This is a genomic window from Collinsella aerofaciens (genome assembly GCF_009876115.1).
Lineage (GTDB): Bacteria > Actinomycetota > Coriobacteriia > Coriobacteriales > Coriobacteriaceae > Collinsella > Collinsella aerofaciens_N.
This window is the reverse complement of the sequence record NZ_WWSY01000003.1, coordinates 51903-67079: the sequence shown is the minus strand read 5'-3', so window position 1 is coordinate 67079 and position 15177 is coordinate 51903. Positions and strand designations below refer to the sequence as shown.

14 protein-coding genes and 1 riboswitch are annotated in these 15177 nt (G+C 59.4%); of the genes, 8 read left to right on the top strand and 6 right to left on the bottom strand.

The annotated features are described in order from the left end of the window. Positions 1-38: 38 nt before the first annotated feature. Both dapB and dapA read right to left on the bottom strand, forming a co-directional pair. The gene (gene dapB / locus GT571_RS02965; RefSeq protein WP_192934618.1) at positions 39-779 is read right to left on the bottom strand and encodes a 4-hydroxy-tetrahydrodipicolinate reductase; all 741 of its coding nucleotides are present in this window, start codon (positions 777-779) and stop codon (positions 39-41) included. Then, on the bottom strand, positions 772-3081 hold the full coding sequence (gene dapA, locus GT571_RS10040; protein WP_161155384.1) for a 4-hydroxy-tetrahydrodipicolinate synthase: 2310 nt from the start codon (positions 3079-3081) through the stop codon (positions 772-774). The genes dapB and dapA overlap by 8 nt, the downstream gene beginning before the upstream one ends. 65 nt (positions 3082-3146) lie before the next feature. Further along, a riboswitch (Lysine riboswitch) is annotated at positions 3147-3315 on the bottom strand. A 148-nt stretch (positions 3316-3463) separates the two neighbouring features. On the opposite strand from dapA, the gene GT571_RS02955 reads away from it, so the two are divergent. From GT571_RS02955 to GT571_RS02930, 6 genes are all read left to right on the top strand, one after another. After that, on the top strand, positions 3464-4651 hold the full coding sequence (locus GT571_RS02955; RefSeq protein WP_161155382.1) for an amidohydrolase: 1188 nt from the start codon (positions 3464-3466) through the stop codon (positions 4649-4651). 164 nt (positions 4652-4815) lie between these two features. Further along, complete coding sequence (locus GT571_RS02950; protein WP_161155380.1) at positions 4816-5157, top strand: HigA family addiction module antitoxin; 342 nt, start codon at positions 4816-4818, stop codon at positions 5155-5157. Positions 5158-5235: 78 nt separating this feature from the next. Then, positions 5236-5505: a hypothetical protein gene (locus GT571_RS02945; protein WP_161155378.1), complete on the top strand. Its 270-nt coding sequence runs from the start codon at positions 5236-5238 to the stop codon at positions 5503-5505. A gap of 164 nt (positions 5506-5669) precedes the next feature. Beyond that, entirely contained in the window at positions 5670-6212 is a 543-nt protein-coding gene (locus GT571_RS02940; protein ID WP_161155376.1) for a DUF4352 domain-containing protein, read from the top strand. Positions 6213-6251: 39 nt separating this feature from the next. After that, positions 6252-6674: an XRE family transcriptional regulator gene (locus GT571_RS02935; RefSeq protein ID WP_161155374.1), complete on the top strand. Its 423-nt coding sequence runs from the start codon at positions 6252-6254 to the stop codon at positions 6672-6674. A gap of 99 nt (positions 6675-6773) precedes the next feature. Next, a complete protein-coding gene (locus GT571_RS02930) occupies positions 6774-8174 on the top strand; it encodes a serine/threonine protein kinase (RefSeq protein ID WP_161155372.1) in 1401 nt (466 codons plus the stop codon). 52 nt (positions 8175-8226) lie between these two features. On the opposite strand, the gene GT571_RS02925 is transcribed toward GT571_RS02930, so the two are convergent. Beyond that, on the bottom strand, positions 8227-9360 hold the full coding sequence (locus tag GT571_RS02925) for a coiled-coil domain-containing protein (RefSeq protein WP_161155370.1): 1134 nt from the start codon (positions 9358-9360) through the stop codon (positions 8227-8229). 234 nt (positions 9361-9594) lie between these two features. Beyond that, entirely contained in the window at positions 9595-10227 is a 633-nt protein-coding gene (locus GT571_RS02920) for an MOSC domain-containing protein (protein WP_204987189.1), read from the bottom strand. A 221-nt stretch (positions 10228-10448) separates the two neighbouring features. Here GT571_RS02920 and GT571_RS02915 point away from each other — a divergent pair, with 221 nt between their 5' ends. After that, positions 10449-11705 carry a carboxylate--amine ligase gene (locus tag GT571_RS02915; protein WP_161155367.1) on the top strand — a complete coding sequence of 419 codons (1257 nt, stop codon included), beginning with the start codon at positions 10449-10451 and terminating at the stop codon, positions 11703-11705. A gap of 84 nt (positions 11706-11789) precedes the next feature. Beyond that, entirely contained in the window at positions 11790-12536 is a 747-nt protein-coding gene (locus GT571_RS02910) for an aspartate/glutamate racemase family protein (RefSeq protein ID WP_192934617.1), read from the top strand. A 124-nt stretch (positions 12537-12660) separates the two neighbouring features. Here the strand turns inward: GT571_RS02910 and GT571_RS02905 are convergent, their stop codons facing one another. Both GT571_RS02905 and GT571_RS02900 read right to left on the bottom strand, forming a co-directional pair. Further along, a complete protein-coding gene (locus GT571_RS02905) occupies positions 12661-13407 on the bottom strand; it encodes a CbiQ family ECF transporter T component (RefSeq protein ID WP_161155363.1) in 747 nt (248 codons plus the stop codon). Then, on the bottom strand, positions 13400-15151 hold the full coding sequence (locus tag GT571_RS02900) for an ABC transporter ATP-binding protein (RefSeq protein ID WP_161155361.1): 1752 nt from the start codon (positions 15149-15151) through the stop codon (positions 13400-13402). The genes GT571_RS02905 and GT571_RS02900 overlap by 8 nt, the downstream gene beginning before the upstream one ends. Between the last annotated feature and the right edge of the window lie 26 nt (positions 15152-15177).

Sequence of the window (15177 nt, the reverse complement as noted above, 5' to 3'; positions counted from 1 at the left end):
TGCTGTTTCTCCTTTGCGTGGGTGCGGTAGATACCTGGTTAGGCAAACATGACCTGGTCGAACGTATAGAAGCCAGGCTCGTGGGTGACGAGCTTTTGAGCGGCGGCCAGGGCGCCGTTGACAAAGATCTGGCGGCTCGTGGCGCGATGGCTAAGCGTGACTTCCTCGTCCTGGCCGAAAAAGCTTACCTCGTGCACGCCGGCGACGGTGCCGCCGCGCAGCGAGTGCATGCCGATTTCCTTGGGATCGCGAGCGCCGCACATGCCCTCGCGACCGTAGACAGGATGATAGCCAGCCTCAGGCTCGGCCTCGACTACAGCGTCGAGTAGCAGCTTGGCGGTGCCGCTGGGGGCGTCGACCTTTTGGTTGTGGTGCGTCTCGACAATCTCGCAGTCAAAGCCGGGCAGCTCGCGTGTGGCCTGTGCTACCAGATGACGCAGGGCTGCGATACCGATGGAGTAATTGCCGGAGTGCATGACACGGGCGTTCTGACCCAGCTCGCGCAGGCGATCCATCTGCTCGGGTGTGTAGCCCGTGGTGCCCGAGACCAACGCCGCACCCGTGCGCTCGACATAGGCGACGACGGCGTCAAAGGTCGCGACGTTCGAGAAGTCGATGATGACGTCGGCGGCTGGTGCGTTCTCGAGCTTGTTCAAATCGAAGCCAATCTGGGCCACGATATCAAAAACGGGCTGCCCAGTGGCATCAACGGTGCCCTCGGCGGTAGTGTGGATGAGCGAGCCCATGCGGCCCGTTCCCATAATGACGGTCTTAATCAAGCAGACCAACTCCCTTCAGAGCATCGGTAAGTGCGGCGCGCGTGTTATCGGCCATGGGGCACAGCGGCATGCGGTAGTTTGCCTCGATCATACCCATCTGAGCGAGCGCTTCTTTAACGGGGATGGGGTTGACCTCGCTAAAGAGGGCATTGATGAGCGGCTGGCCGGCAATTTGGATATCGCGGGCGCGCTCCACGTCGCCGTCCAGATAGGCGCGGCACATGTCGTGCACGAGCTGCGGCTGAACATCGGCCCACACGCTGATAGTGCCCGAGGCGCCCAGGCTCATGAGCGGCACGGTGAGCGCGTCTTCGCCCGAGTACATACGGAAGTCATCGGACAGCAGGTGGGCGATCTTGGCCGCGTAGGCGACGTTGCCCGAGGCTTCCTTAATACCCATGATGTTGGGGTGCGCGGCCAAGCGCTCTACGTTGCGCTCGCTGATGCCGCAGCCGCAGCGGCCGGGGATGTTGTACAGGATGCAGGGGATGTCCACAGCATCCGCTACGGTCTTAAAGTGCTGGTAGATGCCCTCCTCGTTGGACTTGTTGTAGTAGGGGGTAATGAGCAGCAGGCCGTCGGCGCCCAGGCCCTGATAGGTGAGCGACTTGGTGAGCATGGTCTGTGTGGAGTTAGAGCCCGAGCCTGCAATGACGGGGACGCGGCCTGCAACCTGCTTGACCACGGCGGCGACAACGGAGTTGTCCTCGTCATCGGTCATCGTGGCGCTCTCGCCGGTGGTGCCTAGGGTGAGGATGGCGTCAGTGCCGTTTTGCAGGTGGAAATCGATAAGGCGCTCGAGTGCGTCAAAGTCGACGCTGCCGTCCTTTTTAAACGGCGTGACGAGGGCGACGATTGAACCCTCGAGATTGCGGATGTCCATGTTCTTCTCCTTCGCTTCCGCGATCTGGATGCGTTTGTTCCACTGGGCGGCGACGGCCAGGCGCTCGTCCTGGGCGCGACGGCGGGCGCTTTCGGCACGCGATTTGGCCAGCAGCTCACGGCCACACGGCAGCACGTCGAGCGTGGCAAAATAATCGCCTGGGCGCTCGGCGCGGCGGATGAGGTCGGCCGAGCCGTCGGGGCGCAGCAGCACCTCGGCGGAGCGCAGGCGTCCGTTGTAGTTGTAGCCCATGGAGTAGCCATGCGCGCCGGTATCGTGGATCACAAGCAGGTCGCCCATGTCGATCTGCGGCAGCTCGCGGTCGATAGCGAACTTATCGTTGTTCTCGCATAAGTTGCCCGTGATGTCATACGTGTTCGTGACCGGTGCTGCAGTCTTGTCGGCGCCACCCGGCTGACCCATCACCGTAATGTGGTGGTAGGCGCCATACATGGCAGGGCGAATCAGGTCGACGGCGCTTGCATCGACACCGATATAGTTCTTGTAGATCTGCTTCTCATGGATGGCCTTGGTCACCAGGCAGCCGTAGGGCCCCATCATAAAACGACCCATCTCGGTGCAGATCGCCACATCGCCCATGCCGGCGGGAACCAGGATCTCGTCGTAGGCCGCGTGTACGCCCTCGCCGATGGCGTGGATGTCGTTAGCCTGCTGCTCGGGCAGGTAGGGGATACCCACACCGCCGGACAGATTGATAAAGGCGACATGTGCGCCCGTTTCACGCTCCAGGCGCACGGCAAGTTCAAAGAGGATGCGTGCGAGCTTGGGATAGTAGTCGTTAGTGACGGTATTACTGGCAAGGAAGGCATGGATGCCAAAATTCTCGGCACCCTTGGCCTTGAGCATGCGGAAGGCCTCGAAGAGCTGCTCGGTGGTCATGCCGTATTTGGAGTCGCCGGGGTTATCCATGATGCCATTGGAGAGCTGGAACAGGCCGCCCGGATTAAAGCGGCAGCTAACCGTCTTGGGGATGGGCCCCGCAACGCGCTCAAAGAACTCGATATGGCTGATGTCGTCAAAGTTGACGATGGCGCCCAGTTTATCCGCAAGGGCAAAGTCCGCCGCCGGCGTGTCGTTGGACGAGAACATGATGTCGTGCCCCGTGATGCCCAGCGAGCGGGCGATCATGAGCTCGGTATAGCTCGAGCAATCGCAGCCGCAGCCGTATTCGTTGAGAATGGAGATGAGCGCCGGGTTGGGATTGGCCTTGACGGCAAAGTACTCCTTAAATCCCGGGTTCCATGCAAAGGCGTCGCGTACTTCTTGCATGTTACGGCGGATGCCCGCCTCGTCGTATAGATGAAACGGCGTGGGGAACTGCTCGACGATATGCTCGAGCGTCTCCTTGTCCACAAACGGCTGCTTTGCCGCATATGCCTCGTTGGGGGTCAATGCCATGTCCCGTAAACCTCGCTATCCAGACGGCGCCATCTGCGCATCGAATCCGCATAACGTGGACCCAATGTCCGGATAGGGCTCCCGCATTGCTGCAGACAGTCCTGCGGGTGTTTCCCGCAGGCCCACCAGGCTGTTCGTGCCCGAAAAGCCCAGTTCGGCGGGTTTCGCCTCCCCGCAGGGTCAAAGTCTGCCGACTCGCCCGCGGCTCTTCGTGCCCGCGCCTCTATCAAGTGGTAACGACCCTACCACGTTGCACTTTACCAAACAAGAGTATTCGTATATAACGTTTAAAAAATGCAGGGATATGCTAGAAACAAGGGTGCCACAATCCTGCGTCACAATATTGTGTGAATGGATATGCCCCCCCATGAAAGGAACCTTTATGACCGAGCTCCAAGAACTTCGTCGCTATCGGCGCGACCTGCATCGCATTCCGGAGCTCGATTTCGATCTTCCTCAAACCATCGCCTATATCGAGGGCGCGCTCGCTCCGCTCGCCTGCGAGGTGACCCATCCGTGCCCCAGCTGCGTCTGCGCTTTCTTCGATGCCGGCACGGGCGCCGCGCATGCCACGGCGATTCGCGCCGACATGGACGCCCTGCCCATCGCGGAGGCAACGGGCGCGGCCTTTGCCTCGACGCATCCCGGTAAGATGCATGCGTGCGGTCACGACGGTCACATGGCCATGGTGCTTGCCGCCGCGACGTATGTCGATCGCACGATTCGTGAGCAGCCGGGTGCCATCAAGCGCAACGTGCTCTTTGTGTTTCAGCCGGCCGAGGAAACGACCGGTGGCGCCAAGACGGTGTGTGAGAGCGGCGTATTCGAGCGCTACGGGGCGGATCGCATCTTTGGCTTCCACGTATGGCCCGATTTGCCCGCCGGCACGTTGGCGAGCTGTTCCGGTCCGCTGCTGGCGCGCTCAAGCGAGACGCACATTCATATCCATGGCGCGAGCATCCATATCGCCAAGACCTACGGCGTTCCAGTCGAGGAATCGCACGATGCCGCGTTGGCGGCAGCGAAGTTTTTGGTTGCCGAGCGCGAGCTGATGGACGAGCTGGGCACCGACGAGCCCTGTATCGGCAAATTTGGCCTGCTGCAGGCTGGTACCGTTTGCAATGCGGTGGCGGGGGAGGCCCATGTGGCCGGCAGTCTGCGTGTGTTTACGGACGACATGTTCGACCGCGCGCGCGAGGGCGTGCGCCGTGTACTCGACGAGGCATGCGCTGCAACGGGCTGCACGTACGGTCTCGATTTTGCCGAGGGCTATCCGCCGGTCGATAACGACCCCGAGCTGTTCGCCCACATTGCGCCTGCCTTGTCCGAGCTGCAACTTGTGGACGAGCCGCTGCTAATTGCCGAGGATTTCGCGTTCTATCAGCGCCATCTGCCGGGCGTGTTCTTCTTGCTGGGCACGGGCGTTCCTGTCGGGCAGGATAATCCGAGCGACGCCGAGGGCTGCCCCGCCTATGCTACGAGTGCCCTGCATACTGATACCATGCTCTTTGACGAGGAAATCCTGCTCAAGGGCCTCGATGTCTACAAACGACTGCTTTTGCTTGACTAAGGCGTGAAGGACTATTTGTTCTAGAAAACACGAACAAACGTACGATATAATAGAGATGTAAGTCTGTAGAAACGTTTGACGTTACTAACGTAAGGCGATACTATGATTGCATCGTAATGAGCGCTATCGGGTCTGTTTTGAGTGGAGACAGGAGATGGCTTGGAATGTCGAAATCGTCGATTATCACAAGTGATGAGACTTCGGCCGATTTGTTGTCGCCGGCGACTCCTGGTGAGCTTCTCAAAGAGGAGTTTCTTGTTCCCATGGGCATTTCTCAATATCGCCTTGCGAAAGAGACCGGGATTCCGGCTCAGCGTATCGGGCAGATTGTCTTGGGAAAACGTCGCGTGACGGCCGACACCGACCTCCGTCTTTGCCGTTATTTTGGCCTGACGGATGGTTATTGGCTGCGCGCTCAGGTAGCGTTTGACCTTGAGGCCGAGAAAAGGCGGATCGAACCGGAACTCGATAAGATCGTTCCTGTTCAGCAGGCCATCGCACTGTAGTGCTCAAAGATGATGGGGGCGGCGATGAGGCGACGCCGACAGTCTTCCGTATATAGTCCGGGTGGATGCGGGTGTGGCTTGCTACTGCTTCCGGTTATTGCTGTGAGCATTGGCGTGATGTTTGCGCTTGCTGGACTGGCCGCGGCAGCACTTGTGCTGTTGATTGTGGCCATTGGCGTGACGGTCTGGCTGTGCCGTTCTCGCGAGCAACGTCGTGCCGATGGCAAGACCAATGTTGGATGGGTCGCCTTCTTGATCATTGCGTACCCGCTGAGTGCCAGCTACCTGGTGTTCTTTGTCCTGTTGATGATCAGTGCCTTTACTGGGGAATCCGTCACGGTGGGTTGATGCGTTGCCAGCAGACGGTCGTGCAAAGTGCGTTTGCTCGGCGTTTGGATAACTGCATTGGCCGTTTACCGCAACCTTAGCTCTCGGCTAATGAATTCAAGTTTAGTCCCTCCTACGATGTGCTGTGTGCCGGCGCGGTAGCCGGATCGTAGGAAGGATGCATTATGAAAAAGCTCGAAAACGAAGTGCTGCTGAGCCGTCGCGCTGCACTGGGCGCATTCGCCACCGTCGCCTTGGGGACTGCCGGTCTTCTTGCCGGTTGTGGTAGCGATAAGGCGACCGTCACCGAGGACGCCGGCGATGGCGACAAGAAGGAAGAGGCGAAGAAGGAAGAGCAGCCTACGACTGACCTGGCTGTTGGCACGACGGTGACCACGACTGCTGGCCTTTCCGTCGTCGTCGATTCCATCCAGCCCGGTCTCACAAATTTTGACGGTTCGACCATGACGGGTATTCACGTCACGTACGTCAACAATGGCGATGAGGGCGCAGATTACAATATCTACGACTGGAAGGGCGAGGACGCCAACGGTGCTCAACAGAATCAGGGTTATTACAGCGAGGGCTCCGATGAGCTACAGTCTGGTACCCTCGCCGCCGGTGGCTCCGTGGCGGGCAATATCTACTTTGATGGCGATATCAAGAAGGCACTGTATTTTGCCAACATGTTTGATAAGTCTGCCACTGCAAGCTGGGTGCTGGCCTAGCATGTCGCTACCGTTGCGCCGTATGGGAGGTGAGGTCGTATGCCCGATAAAAAGCTGACGGACGAGTTGCTCAATGAGCTCCTCGACGCGCCAAACATCGATGGCTATATCAAAGAACACGACTTTGCCGCCCCGTCGCTTTCGGACTACCTTAAGCAGCTGCTGCAGGAAAAGGGCTTAGAGCGCTCGCGCGTGGTGCGCATGGCCGACCTCAACGAGACTTTTGGTTATCAGATTTTTACCGGTGCACGCCACCCAAGCCGTAATAAGGTGCTGCAGATTGCCTTTGCAATGGCGTTGACGCTCAAGGAGACCAACCGCGCTCTGACAGCTGCCGGGGTAAGCGTCCTCAACTGCAAGGACCGTCGCGATGCAATCATTATCTTTTGCATCGACCGTGGCTGTAGCCCCCAAAAGGTCAATGAAGAGCTGTATCGCTTTGGCGAGGAAACGGTGAGTTAGTGGCCGATGGCTGAGCCGGCGGTGTCACCAGAACAACCATGCAAACGAACGGGGCGCGGACAACACGGGGTGTCCGCGCCCTGCGTTATGATGGACGCTATGGATACTCAGAGCCCAACATATTCCGATGATGAGCTGACTGCTTCGCTCGTCGAGCATTTGGCGTCGCTCGACCGCGATGACAGCTATCGTGTGGAGCGCGTGCTCAAGCTCTCGGATGTCGAGACGACCGAACTCGTCTATTTTGAGGGCTCTGGTGGCGGGTCTCTCGGCCCCTTTGTCCGCAAGCGCATCGATGCTTCGGTGCAGATTGGCGGAGCATATGAGCGCCTGTTTGCGGCCCAGCGCGCCGGTCGTCGTTTTGAGCACTTGCCCCGAATCGTCGATTGCCGCCGTGTGGGCGACGAGCTCGACGTGGTGATGGAGTATGTCGAAGGCGAGACACTCGAGGCGTTGGTGGGACGCTTGGGGGCGACGACCGATTATGCCCGCGGTCTGTATCCCGTTCTGTGTGAAGCGGTGGGCGAGCTGCATGCTGGTTTTGCAGCTGCGGGGGAGCCGGGGGTACCGGTAATCCACCGCGACCTTAAACCCTCGAACATCATCGTATCGGGCGTGAGGTATGCGCCCGATGCCGGCATGACCTTTTCCTCGTTGGTGATTATTGATTTGGGGATTGCGCGTGTCTGGCGTGACGGCGCCGACGCCGACACCGTCAAGTTTGGCACGCGTTCCTATGCGCCGCCCGAGCAGTTTGGGTTTGGGCAGACGAGTGTCCGCAGCGATATTTACGCGCTTGGCGCACTGCTGTTCTTTTGCCTGACGGGAACTGACCCCAAACCGGGGCGGGACATACGTGAGCAATGCGAGACGTACGGTATGCCAACCCCGCTTGCCGATGCGGTTTGCATGGCGATGGCGCTCGATCCGGCTAAGCGCTTTGCGAGTGCAAAGGCACTGGGGCATGCTGCGCGTGCGGCGTATGAGCTATGTCTCCCTGCACCGTCGCCCGCGACCTTTTCTGCTGCCAGTGTGCCCCGGGTCGCGGCGTCACAGGTGCAGCGGGTACAGCAGCCGGTTGCCCTCACGCTTCCGTCTTCTGCAAACCGGCGTTCGATCGTCTCTCCTGTGATGTCCAAATGTGCGCGTCTGCTCTCGCGTATCCCCGAGCCCGTGGGGCGCATATGGAATGGATGCGTCTATGCGACAACATTGTTGCTGCTGATGGGCAGCCATTTTGCGGTATTTACGCCGACGGGCGAAAACAGAAACTATCCAACGTGGTTTTTGGCACTTGAGTATTTCTTTATGGTCGATGGCCTGGTGCTGCTTATTACGTTTGGTATGCTCGACCGCCGCAGGCTTCGGCGTCGCTTTCCCGTGCTCGATCGGTATCGGGGAGGCGCCTTTGTCGAACTATGGTTCAAGGCGCTCGGGTTTATGTTTGCCGTCATGTGCGTCGTTGTTGTTATCGGCAACGCGACGGGCGTCGTCTCCTAGATATACGAAAAAGGGCCCCGTTTGGGGCCCTTTGCAGTTGAGGCTTGCGAGCCTAAATGCGGTTCATCTGGGAAGCGACCTTGTTGTACCAGTCCTGCCACGTGGGCGGGCAGTACTTCTTGGCTGCTGCCGGGGTAAGCGTGGAGCCATAGTTGGCGCCCAGGTAGGCAACGTGGGCGGAGACACCCTCGCTCCAGCTGCCAAAGCTACGCCAACCACCGCCGCGGGCACTCCAGCCCCAGGCGTTATAGGAGCCGGCGCAATAGAGGCCCTTGCTGCTCTCGATGCAGGCGATGGCGGGGGACCAACGGGGATCGACGCCGGTATTCCAGGCGGCGACGGCAAAGTTATAGCCCTGGCCTGCCATGGGGGAACCGGCGAGGTAGTTGTCGATGCGGCTCGTCCACTCGTTAATGAACGAGTCGTAATCGGAATTGCCGCTGTTGGAGTTGTTCACCGTGGTGTCGATGGTGGTGTTGGAGTTGGTGGCCTGACTGTTGGAGTTATTGCCACTCACGCCGGTACCCGAGATCTTCTCGGCGGCAGCGGCTTTGTCGGCCTCGAGCTTAGCCAGTTCGGCGGCATTTTCCTGCTCGGCCTTTGCCTGCGCCTCGCTGCGGAGCTGCTGCGCCTGGGCCAGCGCGTCCTCGGCATTCTTTTGCTCGCCCTCGAGCTGAGACTTGGCCTGATCGAGCTCGGTTTTGTTTTGCTCGAGCTCGGTTTGCATCTTGTTAAGCTCTTCGATCTCGTCGACGCTCGAGCTCGTAATCTGGTTGGTGTATTTGCAGGTGGTGATAAAGTCACCCAAGCTCTGCGTGTTCACCAGGAAGCTCACGATGGGGCTGGTGCCCTTCTGGTACTTATACAGATCGCGCATGGCGGAGCTTGCCTTGGCCTGCTGCTCGGGTAGCTCGGCCTCAATCTTATCGATGTTCGCTTCATTGGAGTCGATCTGCTTTTGCAGATCTTCGAGCTTGGTTCGGGCGTCGTTGTAGGCGCTCGTAGCGTCCTCGATTTTTTTCTGGGCGGCGGAAAGCTGATCCTGCGTTGCCTGCGAGGCGGCATAGGCCGCGACGGGGGAGAGCATCGGCGTGGCCGTCAGCGCGACGGCGAGCGCGGCGCTCGTGATGATACGAGCCGGCTTCGACGCGATGAGCGCTGCGGTGCGATGGTTCGAATGCTGCATCCAGTCCCTCTGCAATCAATCGTAGGTTATTGGTCGAGCTGTATTCTACTACTGCTTTCGACCTCAACTTGAACCTTAAAGGTTCTAAAGGGTCAAGTTGAACTTGAGGCTTTGGCCTTGACCTGCGGGAATGGTGAATTGTTGAGAAACCATAGAGTTCAACTTTAACGTTACGGCACCCTGTTGCAACGGGATTCTTGGCTGTAAAAGCTATCTCAACGTGGGGTTTTGCAACTACAGGGTTCCTTCGCGACGAGCCTGCTCCACCTCTTTGAGTGCCTCGGCGGGAGTGAAGGAACAGGTGCCATCGCCGAGCTTGACCACCTGCATGTCGTCACCGATATGGACTTCTCCGCCCTGCAACACGACGCCAAAAATGCCCTCGTGGGGGAAGATGCAGTCGCCGGCGAGATAGTAGATGGCACAGCGGGTGTGGCAGACTTTGCCGATCTGGCTGATTTCGACGAGTACTTCGCTGCCGATCTTGAGCTGCGTTCCCAGGGGGAGCGAGAGCAGGTTGATGCCCTGGGTTGTGAAGTTCTCGCCAAAGTCGCCCTCGTGCACATCGAGCCCGCGCGCCTGCGCCGTCTGGATAGACTCTGCAGCTAAAAAGGAAACCTGGCGGTGCCAATGCCCGGCGTGCGCATCGGAGGCGAGGCCAAACTGCTCGATGACGGTGTCGTGCCCGTCGGCGACGGGTGACTTACGCGTGCCTTTGTGCTCCGACGTGTTGATTGAGACGATGCGGGCAGGCCCGTTGTAAGCGTCGTTAGCGGTGCGTAGGGGAGCTGCCGTCTGGGCACGATCCGCAAGTTCGCGCTTTGCGGCGTCAATGATGGGGCTGTTGATCGGATAAGCCTGGGGCACGGTGCATCTTTCGACGGGGCGGGCAACATGTTGAATCCTACAACAACGGTGGGTTCATTGCCCCGTTGTCGTACACCGGTGATTGCCGCCTTCGTGCTGGATAATTACGCCGATTGCCATAGATACGGTGGAGCTTTGGGTGCCGGCGGCTCGGCACGCTAGAATAAATCAGTTGCACAAAGACCGCCCGTCGTGTGGGCAGTTCATGATAGGAAGTTTCCATGGCATTGCAGTTTACAGAGCGCGAGTTTATTCCCGTGCTGCTCGGCGGCGACATCAACGCGTATTCGGTGGCGCGCGCCTTCTACGAGGAGTATCAGGTCAAGAGCCTGGTCTTTGGCAAGTATCAGACGGGCCCTGCGTATCGCAGCCAGATTATCGACTACACGCCTAACGTGGATATCGACACCATGCCCGTGATGCTTAAGACCGTCAACGGTATCGCTCGGGCACATGCCGACAAGACGATTGTCCTGATGGGCTGCGGCGATAACTATGTTGCCCTGGTGGCCCAGGCCAAGGATGCCAACGAGCTGGCGGATAACATCGTTGCGCCTTACGCGCCCTATAGCATGCTTGAGCAGTGCCAGAAGAAGGAGATCTTCTACGAGCTGTGCGAGAAGCACGGCGTGCCCTATCCGCATACGTTTACCTTTACTGCGCAGATGCTCAACACGCAAGGAGAGGCGCCTGCCGAGGTGCTTGACCAGATTGACTTCCCCTACCCGATGATCCTGAAGCCTTCCGACGGCATCATGTGGTGGCAGCATGAGTTCGAGGGTCAGAAGAAGGCTTATGAGATTGCCGACCGCGCCGAGCTGGAGCAGGTTATCCGCGATTCCTATGCCAGTGGCTACACCGATGACCTGATTTTGCAGGATCGCGTGCCCGGCAACGACGAGTACATGCGTGTGCTTACCAGCTATTCTGATCGCAACGGCAAGGTTCGCATGATGTGCCTGGGTCACGTGCTGCTCGAGGAGCATCAGCCCCACGGCGTCGGTAATCACGCCTGCATCATCACCGAGCCCAATGATGAGCTTATGAGTGGCGTGCGCAAGCTGCTCGAGGACCTTCACTTTGTGGGCTATTCCAACTTTGACGTCAAGTATGACGAGCGCGATGGCTCGTTTAAGTTCTTTGACTTCAACACCCGTCAGGGCCGCAGCAACTACTACGTAACCAACAGCGGCTTTAACGTTGCCAAGTACGTGGTGGACGAGTATGTGTTCAATCGCCCGTTTGAGCCGGAGTTTGTGACGGCGCAGGACGAGGCGCTGTGGATGGTCGTTCCCATGGGCGTCGTCGACAAGTACGTCAAGGCTCCCGAGCTGCGTGCGAAGGTACATCGTCTTGCCAAGGAGGGCAAGGGCGCCGATCCCTCGTTTATGAAGGGAGACTTTGTCTTTAACCGCTGGTTGCGCATGTGGCACACCAAGCTGCGTCACTATAAGCTGTTCAAGACGTATTACAAGTAGACGAGCGTGGCGCCCGTCCGGTATGTATCGGGCGGGCGCGGGTATGATACGCGCAATTGCGTGGGCGTCACCAAGGAGGCGGCGATGGAAAAGCTGGGAGTTATCGGCGGCATGGGCGCCGAGGCCACGTCGTATTACTACGACCAGGTAGTACGCCATACGGCGGCTACGTGCGACCAGGAGCATATCGACATGGTGGTGCTTTCCAAGTCGACCATGCCCGACCGCACGCTGGCCATCAAGACCGGTGAGCATACCGAGCTGCTGGCGACCATGAAGGAGTGCGCCCAAGCGCTCGAGTCGCTGGGCTGCTCGCACATAGCGATTCCCTGCAACACGTCACACTACTTCTACGACCAGATCCAGTCGTTTACGAAGGTGCCGATTATCCACATGCCGCGCGAGTCGGTGCGCTATGCTCTGGCCGGCGCGGTGATGGGGGAGTGCGAGTTCGACCCAAACCTGAGCATGCCGGCCGAGCCGGTGCGCAAGATCGGCATCATGGGCACCGACGGTACCGTGAGCGCAGACGTCTATGGGCGCGAATGCGAGACCGCGGGCGTTGAGGTCGTCTATCCCAGTGAAAAGCGTCAGGCCGATGTGATGTCGCTCATCTACGACGATGTGAAGGCCGGGCGCGAGCCCGATATGGATAAGTTCGACCGCGTGATGTGGGAGTTCGCCCGTAGCGGCTGCGACCGCGTCATCCTGGCCTGCACGGAGCTTTCGGTGTTGCAGAAGTATCGCGAGATGCCCGAGATCACCCTCGATGCGATGGATGTCCTGGTACGCGAGTCCATTATTCGCAGCGGCGTCCCCTACCGCCTCTAGTTCTTCCGCCTGCCAAAAAGGGACAGATTTATTTTGGTAGGTTTTATCTGGGAAAACAGTAAGGCCTCGGCTCGTTTGGTGCGAGCCGAGGCCTTTTGCATTTGCCGGTTGCTGCCAGCGATTGCTAGAACAGGAAGCCGATGGCGATAAGGGCGATACTGACGATAAGTACGGCGATATCCAGGCTTTTGATGGGGTAACGCTTATACGAACTCGCACGCGTGCGCAGGTAGAAGCCGCGCTGCTCGGCGGCAAGCGCGGTGGCATCGGTCTTGCCCACGCTCGAAATAAGCAGTGGCACGCACAGCGGCAGCATGAGCTTGAGTTTCTTGACGGGATTCTTAGTGTCGTATTCGACGCCGCGTGCAGTCTGCGCCTCCATGATGGCGTTCATTTCCTGACCAAATACCGGCACAAAGCGCAGTGCCGTGGTAAAGGTGAAGGCATAGCGATATGGCACGCGCAGCACCTCGACGCAGGCGTTGGCGAGGTCGTTGAGCTTGGTCACCATAAGCATGAGGATGAGCGGCAGCGCCACGCCCAACAGGCGTAGGCAGGCCTTCGATCCGGTAATGAGGCCCGTGTCGGTGATGAAGCCCCACACTATGTTGCCGTCGCGCATAAAGGCCAGCTGAAGCACCAGCATGATAAGCGCGAGCGGAATCAGCAGCTTGAGTAGCGAGAGCAGACGGTCGACGACGCCGGCGTAGGCGCCCAGTGCAAGGGTGAGTGCCAAAAAGCCCAACAGCGCCACGTAGGTATCGGACAGGAAGATGCCGATGATGATGGCGGCGGCAAGGCCCAGTTTGACGACCGGGTTCAAGCGGTGCAGCAGTGTATCGCCCGGCATATAGTCGATGACGTTAACCACGGTGGACCATCTCCTCGGTAATGCGAACGATATCGGTGACCTCGCTCACCTGTGCAAAGGCGGGAGAGACGGAGGATGCCAGACGACGAGAAAGCTCTATGACCTGAGGTGGCTCAACGTAGGCTTGCTGCATGAGCTCGATGTTCGAGAACAGCTCGTGCGTGCGGCCGCGCTCGAGGATGCGGCCGTCGGCCATCACCACGATGCGCTCGGCAAAGTCGGATACGACTTCCATGTCGTGGCAGACCATGATGACGGCGCAGCCGCGCTCGGCCATGGTGCGCACGGTTTCCATGACGGTCATGCACTCACGGTAGTCAAGGCCGCTCGTGGGCTCGTCGAGCACCACGATTTTGGGCTCTACGACCACGACGGAGGCGAGTGCCACCATCTGGCGCTGACCGCGCGAGAGCGAGAAGGGCGCCTCGTCGGCCGGCAAGCCAAAGCGGTCGATGACGAGCTGGGCGCGACGCAGCGCCTCGGCTCGGTCGATGCCGGCAAGCTCCAGGCCAAAGGCGACCTCGTCGAGTACGGTGTCCTTGCAGATCTGGCGGTCGGGGTTTTGGAAGAGGGTTGCGACTTCGCGGGCGATGCGGCTCGTGGGAACGGCTGCGGTATCCAGTCCCGTGACGCGCACGCTGCCCGAGGCAGGCTTAAGCAGGCCTGTGAGCAGCTTAGTGAGCGTGGTCTTGCCGGCGCCGTTTTGGCCGACGATGCCCACGAGCTCACCGGGATAGAGGGTCAGGTTGAGGTCGTGGACGGCGGCGCCGCCATTGGGATAGGCAAACTCAACGTGATTGAAGGTGAGCACGGGCTCGGCGTCCTTGGCGTGCGGGCGCAACGACGGTGCGTGCGGTGAGCCGGCGGGTGCCTGAATGTCGCTGCTTACGTGTGCGGGGTCGACGATGCCCGTAATCAGGCGCTCGGCCTCATCAACATCCAAACAGGGAGTGCCGCTGGCTAGGCCATCGGCTTCGAGGCTGTTAAAAATGCGCGTGACACGCGGGCAATCGACGCCGATGGCGCGGAGCTCATCGGCGTGCGCGAAGACCTCGTGCGGCTCGCCCTGTAGCGCGATTTCGCCATGATTGAGCACGAGCACGCGGTTGCAATACTCCGAAAGCAGGGCGACTTTTTGCTCAACGACGACGATGGTGATGCCGAGTGCACGGTTGGCCTCACGCAGGGTCTCGAAGACCAGCGTGGAGCTGGCGGGGTCGAGTGCCGCGGTGGGTTCGTCGAGCACGAGCACGCGCGGACGCATGGCGAGGATGGCGGCGATGGCAACCTTTTGCTTTTGGCCGCCCGAAAGCGTGGCGATCTCGCGGTCGCGCAGGTCGCTGATGCCGACGGTCTCGAGCGTCTCGCTTATACGTTGCTCGATCTGGTCGTGGGGAACGCCAAAGTTCTCCAGGCCAAAAAGCATCTCGTCCTCGACGACCGAGGCAACCATTTGTGTGTCGATGTCCTGCAACACGCTGCCGACGATTTGCGACACATCGGTGAGCGAAACTTCACAGGTGTCGTTGCCATCGACAGTGACGGAGCCAAAGAACGTGCCGGTGTAATGGTGGGGTACGGCTCCCGACAGGCAGGCGGCAAGTGTGGACTTGCCGGCGCCCGAAGGCCCGATAATGCCGATAAAATCTCCCCTGTTCACGCCGAGCGAGATATGCTTAAGCACCTGCTCTGTCTGCGTGCCATAGGAGAACGAGACATCGTCGACGTTGATGATCGTTTCCATGGATACCTTTCATAGTCATCGGAGTT

What these genes read in the sequence shown, in the direction of transcription:
- GT571_RS02955 (WP_161155382.1), top strand. Translation starts at nt 3,464, where the DNA reads ATGACCGAGCTCCAAGAACTTCGTCGCTATCGGCGCGACCTGCATCGC.
- GT571_RS02930 (WP_161155372.1), top strand. Translation starts at nt 6,774, where the DNA reads ATGGATACTCAGAGCCCAACATATTCCGATGATGAGCTGACTGCTTCG.
- GT571_RS02940 (WP_161155376.1), top strand. Translation starts at nt 5,670, where the DNA reads ATGAAAAAGCTCGAAAACGAAGTGCTGCTGAGCCGTCGCGCTGCACTG.
- GT571_RS02935 (WP_161155374.1), top strand. Translation starts at nt 6,252, where the DNA reads ATGCCCGATAAAAAGCTGACGGACGAGTTGCTCAATGAGCTCCTCGAC.
- GT571_RS02900 (WP_161155361.1), bottom strand. Translation starts at nt 15,151, where the DNA reads ATGGAAACGATCATCAACGTCGACGATGTCTCGTTCTCCTATGGCACG.
- GT571_RS02915 (WP_161155367.1), top strand. Translation starts at nt 10,449, where the DNA reads ATGGCATTGCAGTTTACAGAGCGCGAGTTTATTCCCGTGCTGCTCGGC.
- dapA (WP_161155384.1), bottom strand. Translation starts at nt 3,081, where the DNA reads ATGGCATTGACCCCCAACGAGGCATATGCGGCAAAGCAGCCGTTTGTG.
- GT571_RS02925 (WP_161155370.1), bottom strand. Translation starts at nt 9,360, where the DNA reads ATGCAGCATTCGAACCATCGCACCGCAGCGCTCATCGCGTCGAAGCCG.
- GT571_RS02910 (WP_192934617.1), top strand. Translation starts at nt 11,790, where the DNA reads ATGGAAAAGCTGGGAGTTATCGGCGGCATGGGCGCCGAGGCCACGTCG.
- GT571_RS02950 (WP_161155380.1), top strand. Translation starts at nt 4,816, where the DNA reads ATGTCGAAATCGTCGATTATCACAAGTGATGAGACTTCGGCCGATTTG.